Below are 21993 nucleotides of genomic sequence, written 5' to 3'. Positions count from 1 at the left end.
CGCCCCCCCCCCTCCCCCGCGACCCCGAGCCTCTCGGAGCAGATCGCCCGCGTCGACCGGCTCGCCGTCCGCGACTGGCCCGCCGGCTTCCTCTGGGGATCCGCGACCGCCGCCGCCCAGATCGAGGGCGCCGGCCACGAGGGCGGCAAGGAGGACAGCATCTGGGACGCGTTCTCCCGCGTCCCCGGAGCGGTCGCGAAGGGCGACACCCCCGAGGTCGCGGTGGACCACTACCACCGGATGCCCGCGGACGTGCGGCTGATGAAGGAGCTGGGGCTCGGCTCCTACCGCTTCTCGGTCAGCTGGGCGCGCGTCAAGCCGGGCGACCGCGCGGTGAACCCCGAGGGCCTCGACTTCTACTCCCGCCTGGTCGACGAGCTGCTCGGCGCCGGCGTGCTGCCGTGGCTCACCCTCTACCACTGGGACCTCCCGCAGGCCGTCGAGGAGACCGGCGGCTGGGCGAACCGCGACACCGCCGAGCGCTTCCGGGACTACGCCGAGGCCGTCTACGAGAGCCTCGGCGACCGGGTGCAGCACTGGACGACGTTCAACGAGCCGTTCTGCTCGACCCTGCTCTCCTACGGCGCGGGCGTGCACGCCCCCGGCGTGATCTCGCAGCAGAAGGCCCTCGCCGCCGTGCACCACACGCACCTAGCCCACGGGCTGGCCGTCTCGACGCTCCGGCAGCTCGGAGCGCAGAACCTGGGCATCACGCTCAACCTCTCGAACGCCGTCCCCGACGACCCCGAGGACGAGGCCGACCTCGACGCCGCACGCCGCTTCGACGCGCTCCAGAACCGGATCTTCCTCGACCCGCTGCTGCGCGGCGAGTACCCCGAGGACCTGCTCGAGGACGTCGAAGGGCTCGGGCTCGACGAGCTGATCGTCGACGGCGACCTCGACCTCATCTCGCTCCCGCTCGACTTCCTCGGCGTGAACCACTACCACGACGACAACGTCTCGGCGCATCCGCTGCCGGCCGGAGCCGACGACTTCGCCCAGGCGACCGACCGCGAGGTCGGCTCCCCCTGGGTCGGCTCCGAGTTCATCACCTTCCCGTCGCGCGGTCTGCCGCGCACCGCGATGGACTGGGAGGTGAACCCCGACGGGCTGCGCTACCTGCTGACCCGCCTGGGCCTGGAGTACGAGAACCTCCCTCCGCTCTACGTGACCGAGAACGGCGCCGCCTACGACGACGTCGTCGAGGACGGCCGCGTGCACGACGCGGACCGCACGCAGTACGTGCTCGACCACGTCGAGAAGGTCGCCGACGCGATCGACCAGGGCGCCGACGTCCGCGGCTACTTCGTCTGGTCCCTCCTCGACAACTACGAGTGGGCCTGGGGCTACGAGAAGCGCTTCGGCATCGTGCGCGTCGACTACGACACGCAGGAGCGGATCGTGAAGGACTCGGGCCTGGTCTACTCCCGACTGCTCGGCGGCAGCGCCGCGGCGATCCTGGACTGACCCGTGAGCGAGCCGACGGGCGTCCGCGGCGGGGGCCGCTCCCCCACCCTCGAGATGGTCGCGGCGCGGGCCGGAGTCTCGCGCGCGACGGTCTCGCGGGTGGTCAACGGCGCCCCGCAGGTGGCGGCCGAGATCGTGGCCGCCGTGGAGAAGGCGATCGGCGAGCTCGACTACGTGCCCAATCACGCGGCGCGGATGCTCGCCTCGCGGCGCACGCAGTCGATCGCGCTGATCGTGCCGGAGTCGACCGCGCGCGTCTTCGCGGACCCGTTCTTCGCCTCGATCGTGCAGGGCGCCGCGATGCGCCTGGCCGACACGGACTACACGCTCTCGATGCTGATCGCGTCCGAGACGGACGGCGAGAAGACGCGGCGGTACCTGCTCGGCGGCAATGTCGACGGCGCGCTCGTGGTCTCGCACCACTCCGGCGACCACTCCTACGCGGCGCTCTCGGGCACGCTGCCGATCGTCTTCGGCGGCCGGCCGCTCTCGCCGGACGAGCGCGGCTCCTACTTCGTCGACGTGGACAACACGGAGGGGGCGGCCGTCGCCACCGCGCACCTGATCGAGCGCGGCCGGCGCCGGATCGCCACCATCGCGGGCCCCGCCGACATGCCGCCGGGCGTCGACCGCCTGATCGGCTGGCGCGGCGCACTCACCGACGCCGGCCTCGCCGACGACCTCGTCGAGTGGGGAGACTTCTCGCCGGCCAGCGGCACCGAGGCGATGCGCCGCCTCCTCGCCCGCGACCCCGACCTGGACGGCGTCTTCGCCGCGAACGACCAGATGGCGGTCGGCGCCTACGCCGCCCTCCGCGAGGCCGGCCGCCGGATCCCCGAGGACGTGTCCGTCGTGGGCTTCGACGACGATCTCTTCGCGCGGAACGCCGTCCCCGCGCTGACCACGGTGCGCCAGCTCCCCGACGAGCTCGGCGCCCGCATGGTGGAGCTGCTGACCGCCCGCATCGAGGGGCTCCCCGTGGAGCACCGCACGCTGATGCCGACGTCGCTGGTCATCCGCGCCAGCAGCTGACGCCGGCCCGCGAGTACGCAGTAGTCGTCGCAGTCGACGCCGAGTGCGACGACTCCTGGACAGTCGGAGAACTCCGCGTGCTCGATCGGATGCGGACGGGCGAACGGATCCGGACGGTGAGGCGGACGCGGGCGGCGGGGCGGGGATGGACGAGCGGGTCGATCCGTCGACGGGGTGCGTCACGGTCGCCAGCCGTGGGCCACGAGAGCGGCACGGAGCTCGGCGATCGTGCGCGCCCTGCCCCGGGTCAGACCCTCCGCGCGGACGACCACGACGATCCAGCCCGCGAGGTGCAGGGCCAGGAGCCGTTCACGATCGCGTGAGAACTGCGCGTCGTCCGTCCGGTGCTGGCCGCCGTCGTACTCCGCCACCACCTTCCACCGTTCGAAGACCAGATCGCCGACCGCGAGCAGTCGGCCGCCGATCCTGATCTCGGCGTTCACGTCGGGCGCGGGCAGTCCCGCCTCCTCGACGAGAGCGCGGAGCCAGGTCTCCCTCCGCGAGGCGGCTCCGGTCGATGCCAGCCGCAGAGCCTCAGCCAGGCCGCGTCGGCCCCGGCCCCGATGGGAGGCCAGGCGGTCCTGCAGCTCGTGAAGCCGGACATGGGGACGCGGATCGTCCCGGCGCGGGTAGCGCGGCTCGAACAGGAGGTGGTCCGTCGCCGCGAGGAGATCGCGGGCGGACAGCAGTGGGGCGAGCGCGATCCACGTCGACACCGCTCCCGTCACCGGCAGGCCGTGCCGCTCGACCCTGTCCGTCTCCGTGAGGGTGTGGCCGATCACACCCCGGGTCCTGGGGGGCCGGTGCGGCGTCGTCGCCGCCACGTGGATCGGATCGTCCTCGCCGGGTCGCGCCGGGAGCGGCACTCCCCAGGCTTCGGCCGCGGTCAGGTGGGAGAAGAGCTGCCAGGGCCGCAGCCGCGGCAGGTAGGCGGCGGCTCGTTCCAGGTGCGTCACGGGCGCCACCCGGGTGCGCACTCCGTGGAAGGGGCTGGCCAGGGCGGGAGTGCGCAGTCGGGCGTCCGTCACCCCTGCGCGGAGTGCCGCTCGCCGGGTGAAGGCTCCGAGGTCGGTGCTGGACATGCCGCGATTCTGGCGGTCCGTGATCCTCGTCCGACTCCCGCGATCCGCATTCTGTGGACGAACCCCTGATCCCGCACCTGGGGAGGCGCGCCTCCCACCACGACTGTCCAGGAGTTGTCGCAGTCGGCGTCGAGTGCGACAACTCCTGGACAGTCGGAGCGATCGATGTCGAGTGCGACACCTTCTGGACAGTGGGAGCGACCGACCTCGACACGTCTGAGGAGTCGAGAGGGCCCGCGTCAGAGGAAGAGCGGCGCCGGGTCGAGGGCGGCGAAGCGGCGGCGCATGACGGCGACCGCGTCGGCGTGCTCGTCGACGAGGACGAAGCGGCGGCCGAGAGCATGCGCGACGGCACCGGTCGTGCCGGAGCCGGCGAAGAAGTCGAGGACGGCGTCGCCCTCGCGGCTGGACGCCTGCACGATGCGGCGGAGGATCCCCTCCGGCTTCTGCGTCGGGTACCCGGTCTTCTCGCGGCCGGTCGGCGAGACGATCGTGTGCCACCACACGTCGGTCGGCCGCTTGCCGCGCTCGGCCTTCTCGGGGGTCACCAGGCCCGGGGCCATGTACGGCTCGCGGTCCACGGCGGCGGAGTCGAAGTGGTAGCCGCGCGGGTCCTTCACGTAGACGAGGATCGTGTCGTGCTTGGTCGGCCAGCGGCGCGTGGCCTTCGCTCCGTAGTCGTAGGCCCAGATGATCTCGTTGAGGAAGCACTCGCGGCCGAAGAGCGCGTCGAGCAGCACCTTCGCGTAGTGCGCCTCGCGGTAGTCGAGGTGGAGGTAGAGGGTGCCGTCGTCGGCGAGGAGCCGCCACGCCTCGGCCAGACGCGGCTCGAGGAACGACCAGTAGTCGTCGAAGCGGTCGTCGTAGCGGAGCAGGTCGCCGCGGATCCGCTCGTAGCTGCGCCCCTTGAAGCCGGCGATCGTGCCGGTGGTGGAGCGCACCGAGGTGGTCGAGGTCCGCACCTGCGCCCGGCCCGTGTTGAACGGCGGGTCGAGGTAGACGACGGTGAAGGCCCCGTCGGCCAGCTGCGGCAGGACCTCGAGATTGTCGGCGTGGAACACCGCGCTCCGCGACTCCGGGACGCCGTCCGCGATCTGGATCGTCCTGGGCACCCGGCAATTGTGCCAGTGCGCGCGAGCCCGGCGACACGCTCCGCGCCTCGCGCCCGCGCTCGACGGGTGCCGGGAGGCTCCGGCGTAGAGTGGCGCGATGATCTCCGAGGTGCGCCACGACGAGGACTCGTCCCGCTACACGCTCTGGCTCGACGGCGAGACCGTCGGAGTCGCGGACTACGCCGTCCGCGGCCGCGACGTGGTCTTCCTCCACACCGAGATCGCGCCCGAGCACCGCCACGAGGGCCTCGGCGAGACCCTCGTCGAGGCGGCCCTCGACGACGCGCACGAGCGCTTCGGCGGGCGCATCGTCCCGGCCTGCCCGTTCGTCGCCGAGTTCATCGCCGAGCACCCGGACTACCAGGAGCTCCTCGCGAGCTGAGGGGCGCCCGCCGGACCGGTCCGCCGCGTTCCGCTCCGGGGCCACACGCCGACGACCGCCGCCCCGGGCCCGCCGGTCAGGGGACGCGCCGCAGCCACTCCGGAGTCGAGTACTTCGTCCGCACCAGCTCCTCCGCCGCCGCGTACTCCTCCTCGGTCAGCGTCCCCGCCTCGCCGCCGTGCAGCTGCACGAAGGTCGCCTTCATGCGCTCGATGATCTCGGCGCGGCTGAGCCCGGTCTGGCTGCGCAGCGGGTCGACGCGCTTCACGGCGGAGGCGATGCCCTTGTCCGAGAGCTTCTCGCGGCCGATCCGCAGCACCTGCACCATCTTCTCGGCGTCGATGTCGTAGCTCATGGTCACGTGGTGGAGGACGGCGCCGGAGCCCAGGCGCTTCTGCGCGGCACCGCCGATCTTGCCCGAGGGCGAGGTGATGTCGTTGAGCGGCTGGTAGACCGCGTCGATCCCGAGCGACTGCAGCGCGCTGACGGCCCACTCGTCGAGGAAGGCGTAGGAGTCGGCGAAGGTCAGCCCCTGGACGAGGTCGCCGGGGACGTAGAGCGAGTACGTGACGACGCTGCCCGCCTCCATGAACATCGCGCCGCCGCCCGAGATGCGGCGGACCACGTCGACGCCGTACTTCGCCGCGTTGTCGAGGTCGACCTCGTTGCGGAGCGACTGGAAGCTGCCGATGACGACGGCGGGCTGGTCCCACTCCCAGATCCGCAGCGTCGGCTCCCGGCGGCCCTCGCCGACCGCGGCGGTCAGCACCTCGTCGAGCGCCAGGTGGGTCGCGGGAGGGACGGCCCGGTCGTGCACGATGCGCCAGTCGTAGTCGCGCCAGCTGGTCGCCTTCTGCAGCGAGCGGCGGATCGCGACCGCGACGGCCTCGGGCGTGAAGCCGAGCAGGACCGCGTCGGCCGGGAGCGCCTGCCGGATGGCGGCGGCGATGGACTTCGCGTCCGTCTCGGCCGGGAGGCCCACGACCGCGCGATCGATGTCGTCGAGGGCCGTGTCGGGCTCGAGGAAGAAGTCGCCCGCCAGGCGGAACCCGGCGAACCTCCCGTCGACCACGTCGAGGTCGACGACCACGAGCTTTCCGCCGGGGACCTTGTACTCGCCATGCATGACGCCAGCCTAGGCGCGAGCCGGGGCGGGGAAGCGCTCGCCCAGCCACTCCACGAGATCGGCCGTGACCTCGGCCCGGTTGAGCTCCTGGAACAGCTCGTGCCGCGCCTCCGGGTACACCCGCACCGAGACGTCCGTGTACCCGGCCCGCCGCCGGTAGGCCTGGGCGAGCGCGCGCACCGACCGCTCGCCGCCGAGGGTGTCGTCGGCGCCCACGACCAGCAGCAGGGGCAGCGGATGCTCGGGCCCGCGCTTCGGGCGGCCGACCAGCCGCAGGGTCTCGACCAGCCCGATCCGCTTCGCGAGCGGCGTGGTGAAGGTGAGGGGGTCGTCGTGGAACCGCTGCCAGACCTCCGGGTCGCGGGAGAGCCACTCGAGGCCGAGGCCGCCGGCGACGCGGTGCCGCTTCGCCAGGTCGCCCGCGTTCATGTGCCCGGGGAGGCGGTAGGCCGTGCCGCTCAGCACGAGCGCGGCATAGGCGCCGGAGTGGTGGTCGACGATCCGCTGCGCCATGAGCGACCCCCAGGAGTGGCCGAGCAGCACGATCGGCACGCCGGGGCTCTCCTCCGCGAGCAGCTCCGTCAGCCGGAGGATCGCCGCCTCGGTCGCGCGCAGGCCGCCCGGCCCCAGCAGTCCGAGCCGGGAGGAGTCGCCGCCGTGCTGCTCGAGGCCGGTCCGGCCGTGCCCGCGGTGGTCGTCCGCCGCGACCGCGTACCCGGCGGCGACCAGCGCCTCCGCCAGCTCGACGTAGCGCCCCGAGTGCTCGCCGACCCCGTGGGCCAGCTGCACGATCGCGCGGGGCGAGGGGTGCGGCCACCAGCGGTAGTGGATGACGACGCCGGAGGCGTCCTGGAAGGTCCTGTCGACAGCGGCGCCGGTCATGGTGACCAGTGTGGCGCTCCGGCCGCTGGGCGCGAGGGACGCGCTGAGAACTGAGAAGATACTCACGATCCAGCGGCGGGCGCCCTGCTCGCCACGGTGCCTCGCTACCTTTTCCCTTGACGAGCGACCCCCGCGACCGTCCCCCGACCCCCCTTCACGAGCGAGGCCAGCCCCTTCATGACCGTATCGCCCCTGATCTGGACCCTGACGATCGCCTTCATCGTCCTGCTCCTGCTCTTCGACTTCTTCTTCCACGTCCGGAAGGCCCACGAGCCCACGCTGAAGGAGTCGTCGATCTGGTCGGCGCTCTACGTCGGCATCGCCGTGCTCTTCGGGCTCGGCGTCCTCGTCTTCGGCGGAGCGACGCCCGGATCGGAGTACTTCGCGGGGTACATCACCGAGAAGGCCCTCTCGGTCGACAACCTGTTCGTCTTCCTCATCATCATGGCGAGCTTCAAGGTGCCCCGCGCCGACCAGCAGAAGGTGCTCCTCTTCGGAATCGTCTTCGCACTGATCGCCCGCACCGGCTTCATCTTCCTCGGCGCCGCACTGATCAACTCGTTCGCCTGGGTCTTCTACATCTTCGGCCTGATCCTGCTGCTGACCGCGTTCAACCTGGTCAAGCCGGGAGACGACCACTCCAGCGACAACGTGATGGTGCGCCTGGCCAAGCGGATCTTCAAGACGAGCGACCAGTACGACGGCGACAAGTTCTACACGCACATCGACGGCAAGAAGGTCCTCACGCCGATGATCCTCGTCATGGCGGCGATCGGCGGAACGGACATCCTGTTCGCCCTCGACAGCGTGCCGGCGATCTTCGGCCTCACCAGCGACGTGTACCTCGTCTTCACGGCGACCGCGTTCTCGCTGCTGGGCCTGCGCCAGCTGTACTTCCTCATCGACGGCCTGCTCGACCGCCTCGTCTACCTCAGCATCGGCCTCGCCGCGATCCTCGCCTTCATCGGCGTGAAGCTGATCCTGCACGCGCTCCACGAGAACAACCTGCCGTTCATCAACAACGGCGAGCACGTGGAGGTCTTCGAGATCGGCACCGGACTGTCGCTCTCGGTCATCATCGGCGTCCTCGTGATCACGGTGATCGCCTCCCTCGTCAGCCCCAAGGGCCGCCGCATGGCCGCCGAGGCCGCCGAGCGCCGCCGCGTGGCCGCGGGCGCGGACGTCGACGCGACGCACTGAGTCGACTCGTGCGCCGCGAAGCGGCGCACCGCAGTCGGCTCTCCTAGGCGGTCGGTTTCCCGAGAGCGGGTCCCGACCGCCTAGAACGATCCGCTGACACGCGGATCGCTCGTTCGACGGGCCGTCTCGTGCGCCGCAGGGCGGCGCACCGCAGTCGGCTCCCACGGGCGGTCGGGTTCCCGAGAGCGGGTCCCGACCGCCTAGGAGGATCCGCTGACACGCGGATCCCCCGTTCGGCTCGACCGAGCACCGCACGCCGGTGCTCCGCAGTCAGCTCCCCTAGGCGCTCAGGTCCCCGAGAGCGGGTCTTGACCGCCGAGAACGTCCCGCCGGTTCGAGCGCGGACTCCGCTCGCGGAGGGTCAGCGGGCGCGGAAGCGGTGCTCCGGGCGGCCGGTGGTGCCGTAGCTGAGGGTCATCTCGACGAGGCCGCGGCCCGCGAGACCCGAGAGGTAGCGCTGGGCGGTGGCACGCGAGATACCGGCGCGCTCGGCCACCTCGAGGGCCGACAGCTCGGCGCCCGACTCGGCCAGGCGCGCCAGGACGAGCTGCTCGGTGGCCGAGCGCGAGGGCTGCGCGGCGGTCGCGTCGCCCGAGTGCAGGATGCGCAGCGCCCGCTCCACCGCCTCCTGATCGGCCGCGCGGTCCTCCCGCAGCACGTTCCGGAACCGCACGTACGCGTCGAGGCGCTCGCCGAGCAGGCGCGCCTCGAACGGCTTGATGAGGTACCCGAGCGCTCCCGCGTGCAGGGCGCGCCGCACCGTCGCCCCGTCGGAGGCGGCGCTCACGACGAACGCGTCGGTGTCGAGCTCGCGGAGCAGCGCGATCCCGCTCTGATCCGGCAGGTGCACGTCGAGCAGCAGCAGATCGGGCGCGTGCTCGGCGACGGCCGCCCGCGCCGCGCGCGCCGTGTGCACCGGAGGAAGGGCCGTCAGCCCCTGCCGCGCCTCGACCAGGTCCGCGTGCAGCTGCGCGACCCGGAAGTCGTCGTCCACCACCAGCACCGTGCGCTCCCGCGCCGTGTCCGCGCTCATGACCCGTCCCCGTCCTGCTCCGGCGGCAGCACCGCTCCGGGGAGGCGCGCGCACAGCACGGCCCCCGACTCCGCTCCGCCGGCGTCCGCCAGCCAGACCTCGCCGCCGCGGCGGGCGGCCACCTCACGGCACAGCGGCAGGCCGAAGCCCCGACCGTGCACGCGACCGTCGTCCTCGACGGGGTCGCCCGCGCCGGCCCGGTCGAACAGCGAGTCCGGATCGAGCACTCCGTCGCCGGAGTCGGCGACCGTCACGAAGAGCGCGTCGCCGTCGTCGAGCAGCTCGACCTCGACGAAGCGCACGTCCCGCCGCCCCTCGACCGCCGCGCGCACCGCGTTGTCCACCAGGTTCCCGACCACCGTCGCGACGTCCTCCGGCTCGACGACGGTGCCGCGCACCAGCGTCTCCTCGCCGAGCGTCAGCAGCACGCCGCGCTCGGCCGCCTCGATCCCCTTCGCCCCGACGAGCGCCTGGAGGTACGGCTCCTGCAGCCGGTCGGCGTGCTGCACCGGGTACTTGAGCGGGCCGCGGGTCAGCACCTCGTCGAGGTAGTCGCGCGCCGACGCGGTCCGCCCCGCATCCAGCAGACCCGCGACCACGTGCAGGCGGTTGGCGAACTCGTGCCGCTGCACCCGGAGCGCGTTGGTCATCGCGCCGACCGCGTCGAGGCGCCGGCTCAGCGCGGCGAGGTCGGTGCGGTCGCGCAGCACCACCACCACGCCCAGGTCGCGGTCGCCGCGGGTCACCCGGCGGATGTCGACGTAGACGATGCGGGAACGGACGACGAAGCCCTCCTCGCCTCCGGGGCGGGGCGGTTCGACGGAGTGCAGCGCGGCGCCGATCGCGTCGGCCAGCGGTACGGGGAGGTCGAGCTCCGCGAGCGGCCGCCCGTGCAGCGCCCGCCCGGTCGGGTCGTCGGAGCCGAGGATCGCGGCGGCCCGCGCATTGCAGACGCCGACGCGCCCGTCGCGGTCGAGCGCGAGCACGCCCTCGTCGACCCCGTCGAGCACGGCGGCCTGGTCCTGCACGAGCGAGGTGAGCTCCTCCGGGGCGAGGCCGAGCGTCAGGCGCAGCAGGCGGCGGCGGATGAAGACGGAGGCGACGGCGGCGAGCACCAGCCCGGCGAGCGCCGCGGCGAGGACGCCGAGCAGCGCGGTCGGCAGGTCGGTGAAGACGCTGGAGCGTGCGAAGCCGATGCTGACCTCGCCGACGACCCGCTGCTCCCCCGCGGCGAAGACCGGGACCTTCGCCCGTGCCGACTCGCCGAGCGTGCCGGTGCCCCACGAGACGCTCTCGCGCCCGGCGAGCGCCTCGTCGGGGCTGGTCGAGACCCGCTCGCCGAGGCGGTCCTCGTCGGGGTGGGCGAGGCGGATGCCCTGGTCGTCGGTGATCACGACGAAGAGCGCGCCGGTGCGCTGCTCGACGGCGGCGGCGACGTCCTCGAGCGGTCCGCCGCGCAGCTCCGAGGCGGCGGGCGCGCCGGGCACCGCGGAGGACGCGGCGACCGCGTCCTGCACGTCGGGGTCCTCGGCGACGGTGCGGGCGATGGCGAGCGCCGTCCCCTCCGCCTCGCCGCGCAGCTGCTGGACGCTGAGCGCGGTGACGAGGCCGGCGCAGACCAGCACGGCGGCCGACACCGTGGCGAGCTGCAGGACCAGGACGTGGGTCGCGAAGCGCATCGGGGCCTCCTCGCCGTCGTCGTGCGCAGAATGCGCAGAAGCCACACTATGCGCAGATGTCGCCGTAATGAGCGATACCCCGGCGCCGGACGCGGAGCTGCCTAGGGTTTCCAGCATCTCCCGGCCGGCTCTCCCGCCGAGCGCGGGCGGAGGCACTGGACGAAGGAGTCAGCTGTGTTGGTAGTACTCGGTTTCACCATGATCCTGGCCTTCATGGCCCTGATCATGACCAAGCGGCTGACGCCGATGGTCGCCCTGATCGTCGTGCCGACGATCTTCGGCCTCTTCGCGGGCGCCGGCCTCGGCATCGGCGACATGGTCCTCGAGGCGATCGGCAGCCTCGCGCCCACGGCCGCGCTGCTGATGTTCGCGATCATGTACTTCGGGATCATGATCGACGTCGGGCTCTTCGACCCGCTGATCCGCTTCATCGTCCGCGCGCTCGGCGACGACCCGGCGAAGGTCGTGCTCGGCACGGCGCTGCTCGCGGGTGCGGTCTCGCTCGACGGCGACGGCTCGACCACCTTCATCGTCACCACCGCCGCGATGCTCCCGATCTACCTGCGCCTGGGGATGAACCCGGTCGTGCTGACCTGCGTCGCGGGCCTGGCCAACGGCACGCTCAACATCGTCCCCTGGGGCGGACCGACGGTGCGCGCCGCCGCGGCCCTCCAGGTCTCGCCGAGCGAGATCTTCGTGCCGATGCTCCCCTCGCTCGCGGTGGGCCTGGCCGTCACGCTCGTCTTCGCCTGGTTCCTCGGGCTCGGCGAGCGCCGCCGCCTCGGCTCGCTCGCGCTGGCCGAGCCGATGCTCGAGCAGGAGCTCGTCGGCGCCGGCCGCGGCTCCTCCTCCCGCTCGGGCGGCGCCCGCACCGGCGGCCTCGCGGCCCTGACCGGGGGCATCCGCACCGTCGCCCGGGAGCGCTTCTCCTTCCTCCGCGGCCCCCAGGCCCTGCGCGGAGCCCAGGTGGCCGTCGCCGCCCGCGTGCAGGCCGACGACGCCGACACCGCGATGGCCGACACGATGCTCGACCCCGAGCGCGAGACGCTGCGCCCGAAGCTGATCTGGGTGAACCTGGTCCTGACCCTCGCGGTGATGACGCTGCTGGTCGCCGACATCCTGCCGCTGCCCTACGTGTTCATGGTCGGCTCCGCGGTCGCCCTCCTGATCAACTTCCCGAAGATGAAGGACCAGGCGGCCGAGATCGTCAAGCACGCGCCGAGCATCGTGGGCGTCGTGTCGATGGTGCTGGCGGCCGGTGTGCTGATCGGCGTCCTCAACGGCACCGGCATGGTCGACGCCATGGCGGAGTGGGTCGTCGCGGTGATCCCGCCGGCGCTCGGACCGTTCCTCGCCGTGATCACCGGCGTGCTCAGCATCCCTATGACCTTCTTCATGTCGAACGACGCGTTCTACTACGGCATCCTCCCCGTGCTCTCCGAGAGCGCGGCGAACTACGGCATCTCGCCGGTCGAGATGGCGCGCGCCTCCATCACCGGGCAGCCGGTGCACCTCCAGAGCCCGCTGGTCCCGGCGATCCTCCTGCTCGTCTCCCTCGCCGCGGTCAACCTCGGCGACCACCACCGCAAGGTGCTGTGGCGAGCGGTCGTCGTCTCGCTGGTCATGCTCGCCGTCGGCGTGCTGGTCGGCTCGATCCCCTTCGGCTGAGGTCGGCGGAGCGGAGCGCCGAGCGATCGGAACGAGGACGGGACCCCTTGCTGCGGCGGGGGTCCCGTCCTCGTTCCGCGGCTCGGTCCCCAGCCCGCGCTAGCGCAGCAGCGGCGCCAGGTTCTCGGTCCAGACGTCGGAGCCGACCTTGAGGATGAGGGCGCCGACCACGACGAGGAACGCGACCCGGATGAAGCGGCTGCCACGAGCGACGGCCATCCGCGAGCCGAGGTAGGCGCCCGCCACGTTGGCGGCGCCCATCAGGAGGCCCAGCAGCCAGATCACGTGCCCGCCCGGCACGAAGTAGAGCAGGGCGCCGAGGTTGGTCGCGACGTTGACGATCTTCGCCTTGGCGCTGGCGAGCAGGAAGTCGTAGCCCAGCGCGGTGATCAGGGCGATGATCAGGAAGGTGCCGGTGCCCGGTCCGATCAGGCCGTCGTAGAAGCCGATCAGGAGTCCCAGCACCGCCGCCGTGACGAGGTGGCGCCGGCCCGCGTGCTTGAGCACCGTGACGCTGCCCAGCGCCGGGCGCGCGATCGTCACGACGGCGACCACGATCAGCGCGACGACGATGATCGGCTTGAACACCGCGGCCGGGAGGAGGCCGGCGAGCGTCGCGCCTCCGTAGCTGCCCGCGAGGGCGACCGCCGCCATCGGCAGCGCGGTGCGCAGATCGGGCTTCGCGCGCCGGTAGTAGGTGATCGCGCTGGTGGTCGTGCCGAAGATCGAGGCCAGCTTGTTCGTGGCGAGCGCCTGCACGGGCGAGATCCCCGGCACGAGGAGCAGGGCGGGGAGCTGGAGGAGTCCGCCACCGCCCACGACCGCGTCGATCCAGCCGGCCGCGAAGGCGGCGAGGATCATCAGCGCGAGGACGGGGAGTCCGAGATCCTCTGTGAAGGTCAGCATCGGTCGGAAGCGTACGCGAGCACCGCGACCCCCTCGACCTCGGGGGCCGGGCCGCCCTAGGGTCGGCGGCATGCGATTCGGACTCTTCATCCCCCAGGGCTGGCGCCACGACCTCGTCGGCGTCCCGGCCGCCGACCAGTGGCGCACCATGAGCGACCTCGCCCGGCACGCCGACGACGGCGCCTGGGAGTCGATCTGGGTCTACGACCACTTCCACACCGTCCCGCAGGTGACGGAGGAGGCGACGCACGAGGCGTGGTCGCTGATGAGCGCGTTCGGCGCCACCACGTCGCGCGTGCGGCTGGGCCAGATGTGCACCTGCATGGGCTACCGGAACCCCGCCTACCTCGCCAAGGTCGCGACGACCGTCGACATCGTCTCGGGCGGGCGGGTCGAGATGGGCATCGGCGGCGGCTGGTACGAGCACGAGTGGCGCGCGTACGGCTACGGCTTCCCGCCGATCGCCGAGCGGCTGGGCCGGCTCGACGAGGGCGTGCAGATCCTGCAGCAGGCCTGGACGACCGGGTCCGCGACCCTCGACGGCCGCTACTACCAGGTGGACGGCGCGCAGAACCGGCCGCTGCCCCTGCAGGAGGGCGGCATCCCGCTGTGGGTCGCCGGCGGCGGCGAGAAGGTCACGCTGCGGATCGCGGCCCAGTACGCGCAGTACACGAACTTCGCCGGGACCCCGGAGGCGTTCGACCACAAGAGCTCGGTCCTCCGCGGGCACTGCGAGCGCCTGGGCACCGACTTCTCGGCGATCACCCGGAGCTCGAACTACAACGTCGTGATCGGCGAGACGGAGGCGGAGGTCGAGGCGGCGCTGCAGCGTCTCGAGGAGCGCGTGATCCCGTACCTCGGCGCGGAGGGAGCGGCGTCCTTCGTCGCCGAGTACCGCAGCCCCGACGCGCTCGCGGTCGGCACTCCCGCGCAGATCGTCGACCGGCTCGCCGGCATGCAGTCGCGCGGGATGGACTACGGCATCCTCTACTTCCCGGACGCCGCCTACGACCGGTCCGGCATCGAGCTGTTCGAGCGCGAGGTGCTGCCGGCGCTCTCCTGAGCGCGGAGCGGCGGGGGCTCCTACGCCTCCCGCCCCCCCGCCCGCAAGTCCTTGGGGCGTCCTGGCCCCGCGCCTACGGTCGGAGCATGGACGCACAGGACATCCGCTGGAACGACGAAGCCCGCGACAAGATCCTCGAGGACTCGGACAGGGTCCTCCGCGAGGCGGTGCTCGACCTCGCGACGAGCAAGAAGGGCGAGCCCTGGGAGGACGTGTTCGCGGAGCTGAACGCGCGCCTCAAGGACCGCTTCATCGACTTCGAGCCCGGCCCGGACCTCCGCAAGTACGCCGAGGCCGTCTCCGCCGGGGAGATCGAGACCGGCTCGTGAGCGAGCACGACCGCGACGCCGCGCTCGAGGACGAGATCACCTCGATCCAGGCACTCGGCGAGGGCCGCGTCGGCGAGACGGCCGGCCCGGAGGACGAGGACCACGAGCTCTCGCCCGAGCAGGACGCCCGCATCGAGTCCGAGCTGAAGAGCCGGGGCAGCGAGAGCTGATCCCCCGGTACGCGGAAGGCCCGCTCCCCCTCGAGGGAGCGGGCCTTCCGCGTGAGTCGCGACTACGCCGAGAGGGGCTCGTAGTCGGTGTAGCCCTCGGCTCCTCCGCCGTAGACCGTCTCCTGGACGACCTCGTTCTCGGGGTGCCCGCCCTGCCAGCGCTCGACCAGGTCGGGGTTGGCGATCGCCGGGCGGCCGACGGCCACAGCGTCGGCGTGGCCCTCGCTGATCAGCTCGGTCGCCTCCTCGCGGCTGGTCGGCGAGCCGAAGCCGCTGTTGGCGATGAAGACGCCGTCGAAGCGCGAGCGGAGGTCCTGGACCAGCTCGCCGGCGGGCTCGGCGTGCAGGACGCTGAGGTAGGCCAGGCCGAGCGGGGCGAGCCCGTCGACGACGGCCTCGTAGGTGGCGCGCACGTCGTCGGCGTCGGTCTCGACGACGTCCTGGATGTTGTGGGCCGGCGAGAGGCGGAGGCCGACGCGGCCCGCTCCGACCTCGTCGACGATCGCTCGGGTGACCTCGAGCGGGAACGCGGCGCGCTCGGCCGGGGTCCCGCCGTACTGGTCGGTGCGCACGTTGGAGACGGGCGAGAGGAACTCGTGCAGCAGGTAGCCGTTGGCGCCGTGCACCTCGACTCCGTCGAAGCCGGCGTCGATCGCGCGGCGGGCGGCGGCGACGAACTCGTCGCGGACGGTCGCCAGCTCCTCGGTGGTCAGCGCGTGCGGCACCGGGAAGGGCTTCTTGCCGGAGGGGGTGTGCACCTCTCCGTCGATGGCGACGGCGCTCGGGGCGACGATGCGGTCGGTGCCGGTGATCTCGGTGTGCGAGACGCGGCCCGCGTTCATCAGCTGCATGACGATGCGCCCGCCCGCGGCGTGCACGGCGTCGGCGACGGCGCGCCAGCCCGCGGCCTGCGCGTCGGTCTCGATGCCGGGCTGCCCGGCGTAGCCCTTGGACTCGGCGCTGGGGAAGACGCCCTCGCTGATCAGCAGGCCCATGCTCGCGCGCTGGGCGTAGTACTCGGCGACGATCGCGCCGGGCACGCCCTGCTCGTCGGAGCGCAGTCGCGTCATCGGTGCCAGGACGATGCGGTTGGGGAGGTCGAGGTCGCCGGCGGTGAGGGGGGAGAACGGATCCACGGGATCGCCTTTCTACGGAGCTGTCTCAGGGGGCTGCCCTGAGGAGGGAGGCACGTGCACCTGCGGCGCACTCCGAGCAGCAACCGCGAGCGGAGCACGGTCATTCCTCCTCCCGGCGTTCTCCCATCCCCCGCGCCCCGGGCACGCGGTCGACGGCCTGCCGCCTCCCGACCCCTGCTCGGACACCGGGGCTGTCTACACTCGGGAGGCGACGACGAAGGAGTGTGCGCGATGCCGGCGAGACCCCACCACCCCGTGAGCTTCCGGCTGCTGCCGGCGCTCGCGGCCCTCCTGATCGCCGCGGTCCTCGCGCTGGTCCCCGCGACCGCGGCGACGGCCGAATCGCCCGTCTCCTTCTCCTCCTCCACCGTCCTCGACTCGGTCGGGGTGCTGAGCTCCGGAGAGACCGCCGAGATCGAGCAGGCCTCGCGGGCCCTCTACGACCAGCACCGCGTGCAGCTGTTCGTCGCCTTCGTCGACTCCTTCACCGATCCGTCCGACCGCGCCGCGTGGGCGGACGAGACCGCGACCCGCAACGGACTGGGCACCGACGACGTCCTCCTGGCCGTCGCGGTCGACGCCCGCCAGTACCAGGTGTCGGTCGCGCAGGGCTTCGCCCTCGACGACGCGCAGGTCTCCTCGCTCCAGTCCGACGACATCGAGCCGAGGCTCGCCGACGGCGACTGGGCCGGAGCCGCGGTGGCCGCCGCCGACGGGATCGGGCAGCGCCTCGACGCGCCCAGCGCCGGCGAGTCCCTCGGCTCGGGGCTGCTGATCGCGCTCGGCGTGCTCGCGGCCCTCGTCGTGGTCGGCCTCGTGGTGCTGCTGCTCGTCCGCCGCGCGCGGAAGCGCCGCGCCCAGGAGGCGGTGGAGGCCTCGATCGACGAACTCGCCACCCGTGCCGGGTCGGCCCTCGTCCACGCCGACGACGCCGTCCGCACCAGCGAGCAGGAGGTCGGCTTCGCGGAGGCGCAGTTCGGCGCCGACGCGACCGGCGCGTTCCGCGAGGCGCTCGTCACCGCGAAGCGCCTGCTCGGCGAGGCCTTCACCCTGCAGCAGCGCCTCGACGACGCCGAGCCGGAGACCGATCAGGAGCGCCGCGACGGCTACCAGCGCATCCTCCAGCTCTGCGCCGACGCCGAGCAGACGCTCGACGAGCGCGCGAGCGCGTTCGAGGAGCTGCGCGACCTCGAGAAGAACGCGCCGCAGGTCGCCGCCGCGCTCTCGGCTCGCGCCGCCGAGGTCGGCGACCGCCTCCCCTCGGCCCGCGCCCGCCTCGCCGAGCTCGCCTCCCGCTACGCGCCGACCGCGATCGACGACGTGGGCGACGACGCCGACCAGGCCGAGGACCGCCTCCGCTTCACCCGCGACCAGCTCGCCGGCGCCCAGCAGGCGCTGCAGGCCGGCGACTCCGGCCGCGCCGCCGTGCTGCTGCGCGCCGGGCAGCAGGCCGCCGAGCAGGCCTCCGGACTCGTCGACGCGGTGGCCACGCGCGGCGACGAGCTGCAGAAGGCGGAGGCGTCGCTCGCCGGCCGCATCGCCGAGATCCGCGCCGACGTGGCGCAGGGACGATCGCTCGCCGCCTCCCAGGACGCGGAGACCGCCGCCCAGGCGCAGAACGTCGCCGCGGCGGTCGCCTCGACCGAGGCCGCCCTCGACGACGTCGAGCGCGCCGCCTCCGTGCGGCCGAACGACCCGCTCGCCCTGCTCGAGGCGCTCACCGCCGCCGACGCCACGATCGACGCCGCCGTCGGCGGGTTCCGCGACGCGCAGGCCCAGCGCGAGCGCGAGCGGGCCGCCCTCGGCGCCGAGCTCACCTCCGCCCGCAGCCGCGTCTCGGCCGCCGAGGACTTCATCGCGGCCCGCCGCGGCGCGGTCGGCTCGGAGGCGCGCACCCGCGTCGCCGAGGCCGCCCGCTCGGCCGAGTACGCCGAGCGCATCGCCGCCACCGACCCCCGCGAGGCTCTCGCCTCCGCCCAGCGCGCCTCGCAGCTCGCCCAGCAGGCGCTCGAGCGGGCGCGGGCCGACGCCGGCTCCTACTCCGCCCCGAACGCCGTCGGCAGCCCCTACGGTGGCGACACGACCGGCGCGTTCCTCGGCGGGATCCTGGTCGAGTCGCTCCTGGGAGGCGGACGCCGCAGCGGCTACCGCTCGGGCGGCTTCGGCGGAGGCGGGTTCAGCGGCGGCTTCGGCGGCGGCGGCTCGTCTCGGCGCTCCGGCGGCGGCGGCTTCGGCGGCGGGCGCAGCAGCGGCGGAGGCGGACGCCGTGGAGGCGGCGGGCGCTTCTGAGCGCCCCCGGGCATCCGCGCACGACCGACGACCACCACCTCCCCCACGACTCCGGCACCACCTCCGACATCCGGCACCACCCACGACGCAAGGAGAGACACCCATGGCTCAGAGACAGTCGATCTTCGGCCGCATCGCGCAGCTCGCGAAGGCCAACATCAACGCACTCCTCGACCAGGCCGAGGACCCGCAGAAGATGCTCGACCAGATGGTCCGCGACTACACCGACAGCATCCGCGACGCCGAGGCGGCGATCGCCACCACGATCGGCAACCTGCGCCTGCTCGAGGACGACTACCGCGAGGACGTGCAGAACGCCCAGGAGTGGGGCGGCAAGGCCCTCGCCGCGAGCCGCAAGGCCGACGAGCTGCGCACCGGCGGGAGCGCCGGCGACGCCGACAAGTTCGACGCGCTGGCCAAGGTCGCTCTGCAGCGCCAGATCCAGTCCGAGAAGGAGGCGAAGGACGCCGAGCCGACCATCGCCTCGCAGACCGAGGTCGTCGACAAGCTCAAGTCGGGCCTGAACCAGATGCGCGAGAAGCTGCAGCAGCTCTCGAGCAAGCGCGACGAGCTGATCGCCCGCTCCAAGACCGTCGAGGCGCAGAGCCAGGTCCAGGACGCCGTGAAGAGCATCGACCTGATGGACCCGACGAGCGAGGTGAGCCGCTTCGAGCAGAAGATCCGCCGCGAGGAGGCGCGCGTCCGCGGCGCGGAGGAGCTCGCCTCCTCGAGCCTGGACGCGCAGTTCGAGTCGCTCGAGGACCTCGGTGAGATGACCGAGGTGGAGGCGCGCCTCGCCGCGCTCAAGTCCGGCCGCCCGCAGGACTCGATCGGCTCCTGAGCCCGTGCGCCTCCGGCGGCGGTCCCGCCGGAGGCGCAACCCACCCTTCCCGACACGCGCGGAGCGAAGGCTGGCAATCGCCATGGTGCGGTGCCGCCGCCGCCCCCGTAGTGTTCACACCAGGTTGCCCTTGACCCCGGTCGCCCTGATGCCGCGTCCGGCCCCTACCGACGCGGTGAACCATGAGCGGACCGCCCCCGTCGGGATCGCTCGCCGAGAGACCGTCGACGCCGACGGTCACCACGAAGAGCGAGGCGCCGATGAGCACCCCCACCACCACGTCCGTCACCGGAGGCGCCCCCCGCGTCGTCCGCACCCGTCCCCGCGCCGACGGCCGCGTCAACCCGACGACCGAGTACTCCGGTCTCCTCAGCACGGTCCGCGACGCGGGGCTCCTCCGCCGCCGCACCGGCTTCTACTACACGATGTTCGGCGCGCTGGTCCTCGCGCTCGGCGGCATCGTCACCGGCTTCGTCCTGCTGGGCGACTCCTGGTTCCAGCTCCTGCTCGCCGCCGCCCTCGGCATCGTGCTGACGCAGTTCGCCTTCCTCGCCCACGAGGCCTCGCACCGCCAGGTGTTCGAGTCAGGCAAGGCCAACGACATCGCCGGCCGCACCCTCGCGAACCTCTTCGTCGGCATCAGCTACTCCTGGTGGATGACCAAGCACAGCCGCCACCACGCGAACCCGAACGTGCTGGGCAAGGACCCGGACATCGAGCGCGACGTCGTCTCCTTCACCGCCGAGGACGCGGCCCGCTCGCGCGGCCTCTACGCCTGGCTCACCCGCCGCCAGGGCTACGCGTTCTTCCCGCTCCTGCTGCTCGAGGGCCTCAACCTGCACCTGCACGGCTTCCGCACCGTGTTCGGCAAGGGCAAGGTCGACAAGCGCTGGGTCGAGATCACCATGCTCGTCACCCGCGTCGGCCTCTACCTCGCCGTCGTCTTCTGGGCCCTCCCCCTCGGCATGGCGTTCGCCTTCGTCGGCGTGCAGCTGGGCGTCTTCGGCCTCTACATGGGCGCCTCGTTCGCGCCGAACCACAAGGGCATGCCGCTGCTGCCGAAGGAGGCGCGCGTCGACTTCCTCCGCCGCCAGGTCCTCACCTCGCGCAGCATCCGCAGCACCTGGTTCACCGACCTCTACATGGGCGGCCTCAACTACCAGGTGGAGCACCACCTCTTCCCGAACATGCCCCGCCCGGCGCTGCGCCGTGCGCAGGTCATCGCCAAGGAGTACTGCACCACCCACCAGATCCCCTACACCGAGACCTCGCTGATGGAGTCGTACGCGATCGTCGTCCGCTACCTCAACAAGGTCGGCCTGTCGGCCGGCGGCGACCCGTTCGACTGCCCCGCCGCCTCCGCCTACGGACGCTGAGCACTCCCCCTTCGGAGGCCCCTCGCACCTTCCCGGTGCGGGGGGCCTGCGTCGTTCGCGGGAGCGCAAGGGGGTGCCCCCGCGGGCGGCGGAGTCGTAGCGTCAGGGCATGAGCAGCTCCGACTACGACATCGAGCCCACCCCCACCGACACCACCGACGGCACCGACACGGCCGACGGCGCGCGCACGCCCGACCCCGCCACCGAGACCGGCACCTCCGCGGGCCTCGACGAGGTCGGCGGCGCGGCCTCCCCCCTGGCCGACGGCGTCGGCGCCGACGGCGAGGAGCAGAACCCCCCGCTGCCCGACTGGGGCCCCACCGACGGCGTCCACGGCACCGACGCCGAGACCGACGCCTCGGGCACCGAGCAGCACTGACACGGCTCCGCGAGGGACCTCCCCGGCCGGTCGGCGAACGTTCCGACCGCGTTCCGAGGAGGTCCCTCCGTGTTCGCCGGAGGGTCGGCCGGCGCTCGGTCGGCGCGCCCTACACTGGCGAAATGCAGCCGACCGAACGCGCCCTCCGCGTGATCTCCTACAACCTCCGGGAGCACCGAGCGCACGCCGAGATCGCCCCCCTCGCCGCCCGCCACGACATCGACGTCCTGTGCCTGCAGGAGTGCGACACCACGAAGCTGCCGCAGGAGGTGGGCTCGCTCCGGCTCGCGTCCGTCACGGCCCGCAACCGCCTGGGCCTGGCCGTCTACTACTCGCAGGACCGCTTCGAGCTCTCCGGCAGCGCCGCGTTCGAGCTCAGCAAGTCCATGCACGACCGGGTGATGTCCCCCGCTCACGAGCGCCTGCTGGCCGTCCGCCTCGACGACCGCGACGGCGGATCGATCGCCGTCTCCTCCTTCCACGCCGCCCCGCTCTCGGCCGGCAACGCCCTGCGCCGCAAGCAGATCGACGAGGCGCTCAACCGGCTGCGCGAGTACGCGCCGGACACCCCCTCCCTGATGGTCGGCGACTACAACTACCCGTGGTTCTTCCGCGGACTCGACCGCCGGATGACCCGGAACGGCTACCTGGTCTCGCGGAGCGACTCCCCCACCTACGCGCGCTACCGCTACTTCAGCGGCCACTTCGACTTCGCGATCAGCGACTCCGTGCGGATCGAGCGGGTCTCCACGCTGCCCCAGGGCGTCTCGGACCACCTCCCGGTGATGGTCGACGCGCACTACGGCGTTCCCGCCGCCTGAGCGCGGGGCCCGCGGGCCCG

The 21993-nt window shown here is 72.8% G+C and carries 21 protein-coding genes; 13 read left to right on the top strand and 8 right to left on the bottom strand.

Going from position 1 to position 21993, the window contains the following annotated elements:
• The first annotated feature begins 42 nt into the window (after window positions 1–42).
• A complete protein-coding gene (locus C5C55_RS05330) occupies window positions 43–1467 on the top strand; it encodes a GH1 family beta-glucosidase (RefSeq protein ID WP_104233174.1) in 1425 nt (474 codons plus the stop codon).
• 54 nt (window positions 1468–1521) lie between these two features.
• Window positions 1522–2499, top strand: coding sequence for a LacI family DNA-binding transcriptional regulator (locus C5C55_RS05325; RefSeq protein WP_104233173.1), 978 nt, complete (start codon window positions 1522–1524; stop codon window positions 2497–2499).
• Between the two features lie 179 nt (window positions 2500–2678).
• Here C5C55_RS05325 and C5C55_RS05320 read toward each other — a convergent pair whose 3' ends face one another.
• Together C5C55_RS05320 and C5C55_RS05315 are read right to left on the bottom strand one after the other, a co-directional pair.
• Entirely contained in the window at window positions 2679–3581 is a 903-nt protein-coding gene (locus C5C55_RS05320; RefSeq protein WP_104233161.1) for a hypothetical protein, read from the bottom strand.
• 239 nt (window positions 3582–3820) lie between these two features.
• Window positions 3821–4693: a site-specific DNA-methyltransferase gene (locus C5C55_RS05315; protein WP_104225160.1), complete on the bottom strand. Its 873-nt coding sequence runs from the start codon at window positions 4691–4693 to the stop codon at window positions 3821–3823.
• Window positions 4694–4790: 97 nt separating this feature from the next.
• Here C5C55_RS05315 and C5C55_RS05310 point away from each other — a divergent pair, with 97 nt between their 5' ends.
• Window positions 4791–5075 (top strand): GNAT family N-acetyltransferase, encoded by a 285-nt coding sequence (locus C5C55_RS05310; protein ID WP_104233160.1) that lies wholly within the window; start codon window positions 4791–4793, stop codon window positions 5073–5075.
• Window positions 5076–5151: 76 nt separating this feature from the next.
• On the opposite strand, the gene C5C55_RS05305 is transcribed toward C5C55_RS05310, so the two are convergent.
• Together C5C55_RS05305 and C5C55_RS05300 are read right to left on the bottom strand one after the other, a co-directional pair.
• A complete protein-coding gene (locus tag C5C55_RS05305; protein WP_104225162.1) occupies window positions 5152–6201 on the bottom strand; it encodes a biotin/lipoate A/B protein ligase family protein in 1050 nt (349 codons plus the stop codon).
• A gap of 9 nt (window positions 6202–6210) precedes the next feature.
• Window positions 6211–7083 carry an alpha/beta fold hydrolase gene (locus C5C55_RS05300; protein WP_104233159.1) on the bottom strand — a complete coding sequence of 291 codons (873 nt, stop codon included), beginning with the start codon at window positions 7081–7083 and terminating at the stop codon, window positions 6211–6213.
• Window positions 7084–7260: 177 nt separating this feature from the next.
• On the opposite strand from C5C55_RS05300, the gene C5C55_RS05295 reads away from it, so the two are divergent.
• Entirely contained in the window at window positions 7261–8283 is a 1023-nt protein-coding gene (locus C5C55_RS05295; RefSeq protein WP_104233158.1) for a TerC family protein, read from the top strand.
• A 361-nt stretch (window positions 8284–8644) separates the two neighbouring features.
• On the opposite strand, the gene C5C55_RS05290 is transcribed toward C5C55_RS05295, so the two are convergent.
• Window positions 8645–9316, bottom strand: a complete 672-nt coding sequence (locus C5C55_RS05290; RefSeq protein WP_104233157.1) for a response regulator — start codon at window positions 9314–9316, stop codon at window positions 8645–8647.
• On the bottom strand, window positions 9313–10995 hold the full coding sequence (locus C5C55_RS05285) for a sensor histidine kinase (protein ID WP_104223864.1): 1683 nt from the start codon (window positions 10993–10995) through the stop codon (window positions 9313–9315). The genes C5C55_RS05290 and C5C55_RS05285 overlap by 4 nt, the downstream gene beginning before the upstream one ends.
• Before the next feature lie 198 nt (window positions 10996–11193).
• On the opposite strand from C5C55_RS05285, the gene C5C55_RS05280 reads away from it, so the two are divergent.
• A complete protein-coding gene (locus C5C55_RS05280; protein WP_104233156.1) occupies window positions 11194–12663 on the top strand; it encodes a CitMHS family transporter in 1470 nt (489 codons plus the stop codon).
• A gap of 99 nt (window positions 12664–12762) precedes the next feature.
• Here the strand turns inward: C5C55_RS05280 and C5C55_RS05275 are convergent, their stop codons facing one another.
• Window positions 12763–13569: a TSUP family transporter gene (locus tag C5C55_RS05275; protein WP_104223862.1), complete on the bottom strand. Its 807-nt coding sequence runs from the start codon at window positions 13567–13569 to the stop codon at window positions 12763–12765.
• A gap of 70 nt (window positions 13570–13639) precedes the next feature.
• On the opposite strand from C5C55_RS05275, the gene C5C55_RS05270 reads away from it, so the two are divergent.
• From C5C55_RS05270 to C5C55_RS16495, 3 genes are all read left to right on the top strand, one after another.
• Window positions 13640–14632 carry an LLM class F420-dependent oxidoreductase gene (locus C5C55_RS05270; RefSeq protein WP_104233155.1) on the top strand — a complete coding sequence of 331 codons (993 nt, stop codon included), beginning with the start codon at window positions 13640–13642 and terminating at the stop codon, window positions 14630–14632.
• Between the two features lie 86 nt (window positions 14633–14718).
• A complete protein-coding gene (locus tag C5C55_RS05265) occupies window positions 14719–14961 on the top strand; it encodes a hypothetical protein (RefSeq protein ID WP_068251275.1) in 243 nt (80 codons plus the stop codon).
• Window positions 14958–15131, top strand: coding sequence for a hypothetical protein (locus C5C55_RS16495; protein ID WP_181067776.1), 174 nt, complete (start codon window positions 14958–14960; stop codon window positions 15129–15131). The genes C5C55_RS05265 and C5C55_RS16495 overlap by 4 nt, the downstream gene beginning before the upstream one ends.
• Before the next feature lie 62 nt (window positions 15132–15193).
• On the opposite strand, the gene C5C55_RS05260 is transcribed toward C5C55_RS16495, so the two are convergent.
• Window positions 15194–16267 carry an alkene reductase gene (locus C5C55_RS05260; protein WP_104233154.1) on the bottom strand — a complete coding sequence of 358 codons (1074 nt, stop codon included), beginning with the start codon at window positions 16265–16267 and terminating at the stop codon, window positions 15194–15196.
• A 231-nt stretch (window positions 16268–16498) separates the two neighbouring features.
• Here C5C55_RS05260 and C5C55_RS05255 point away from each other — a divergent pair, with 231 nt between their 5' ends.
• From C5C55_RS05255 to C5C55_RS05235, 5 genes are all read left to right on the top strand, one after another.
• On the top strand, window positions 16499–18556 hold the full coding sequence (locus C5C55_RS05255) for a TPM domain-containing protein (protein ID WP_104233153.1): 2058 nt from the start codon (window positions 16499–16501) through the stop codon (window positions 18554–18556).
• Window positions 18557–18659: 103 nt separating this feature from the next.
• The gene (locus C5C55_RS05250) at window positions 18660–19397 is read left to right on the top strand and encodes a PspA/IM30 family protein (RefSeq protein ID WP_104223858.1); all 738 of its coding nucleotides are present in this window, start codon (window positions 18660–18662) and stop codon (window positions 19395–19397) included.
• 260 nt (window positions 19398–19657) lie between these two features.
• Complete coding sequence (locus C5C55_RS05245) at window positions 19658–20773, top strand: acyl-CoA desaturase (protein ID WP_104292262.1); 1116 nt, start codon at window positions 19658–19660, stop codon at window positions 20771–20773.
• 109 nt (window positions 20774–20882) lie between these two features.
• Window positions 20883–21152 (top strand): hypothetical protein, encoded by a 270-nt coding sequence (locus C5C55_RS05240; RefSeq protein WP_104233151.1) that lies wholly within the window; start codon window positions 20883–20885, stop codon window positions 21150–21152.
• A 122-nt stretch (window positions 21153–21274) separates the two neighbouring features.
• A complete protein-coding gene (locus C5C55_RS05235; protein WP_104223855.1) occupies window positions 21275–21973 on the top strand; it encodes an endonuclease/exonuclease/phosphatase family protein in 699 nt (232 codons plus the stop codon).
• The last annotated feature ends 20 nt before the right edge of the window (window positions 21974–21993 follow it).

It is taken from the genome of Rathayibacter sp. AY1C2, assembly GCF_002931195.1.
Classification (GTDB): Bacteria; Actinomycetota; Actinomycetes; order Actinomycetales; family Microbacteriaceae; genus Rathayibacter.
The sequence above is the reverse complement of the archived record's forward strand: the minus strand, read 5'-3'. Positions and strand labels throughout refer to the sequence as shown.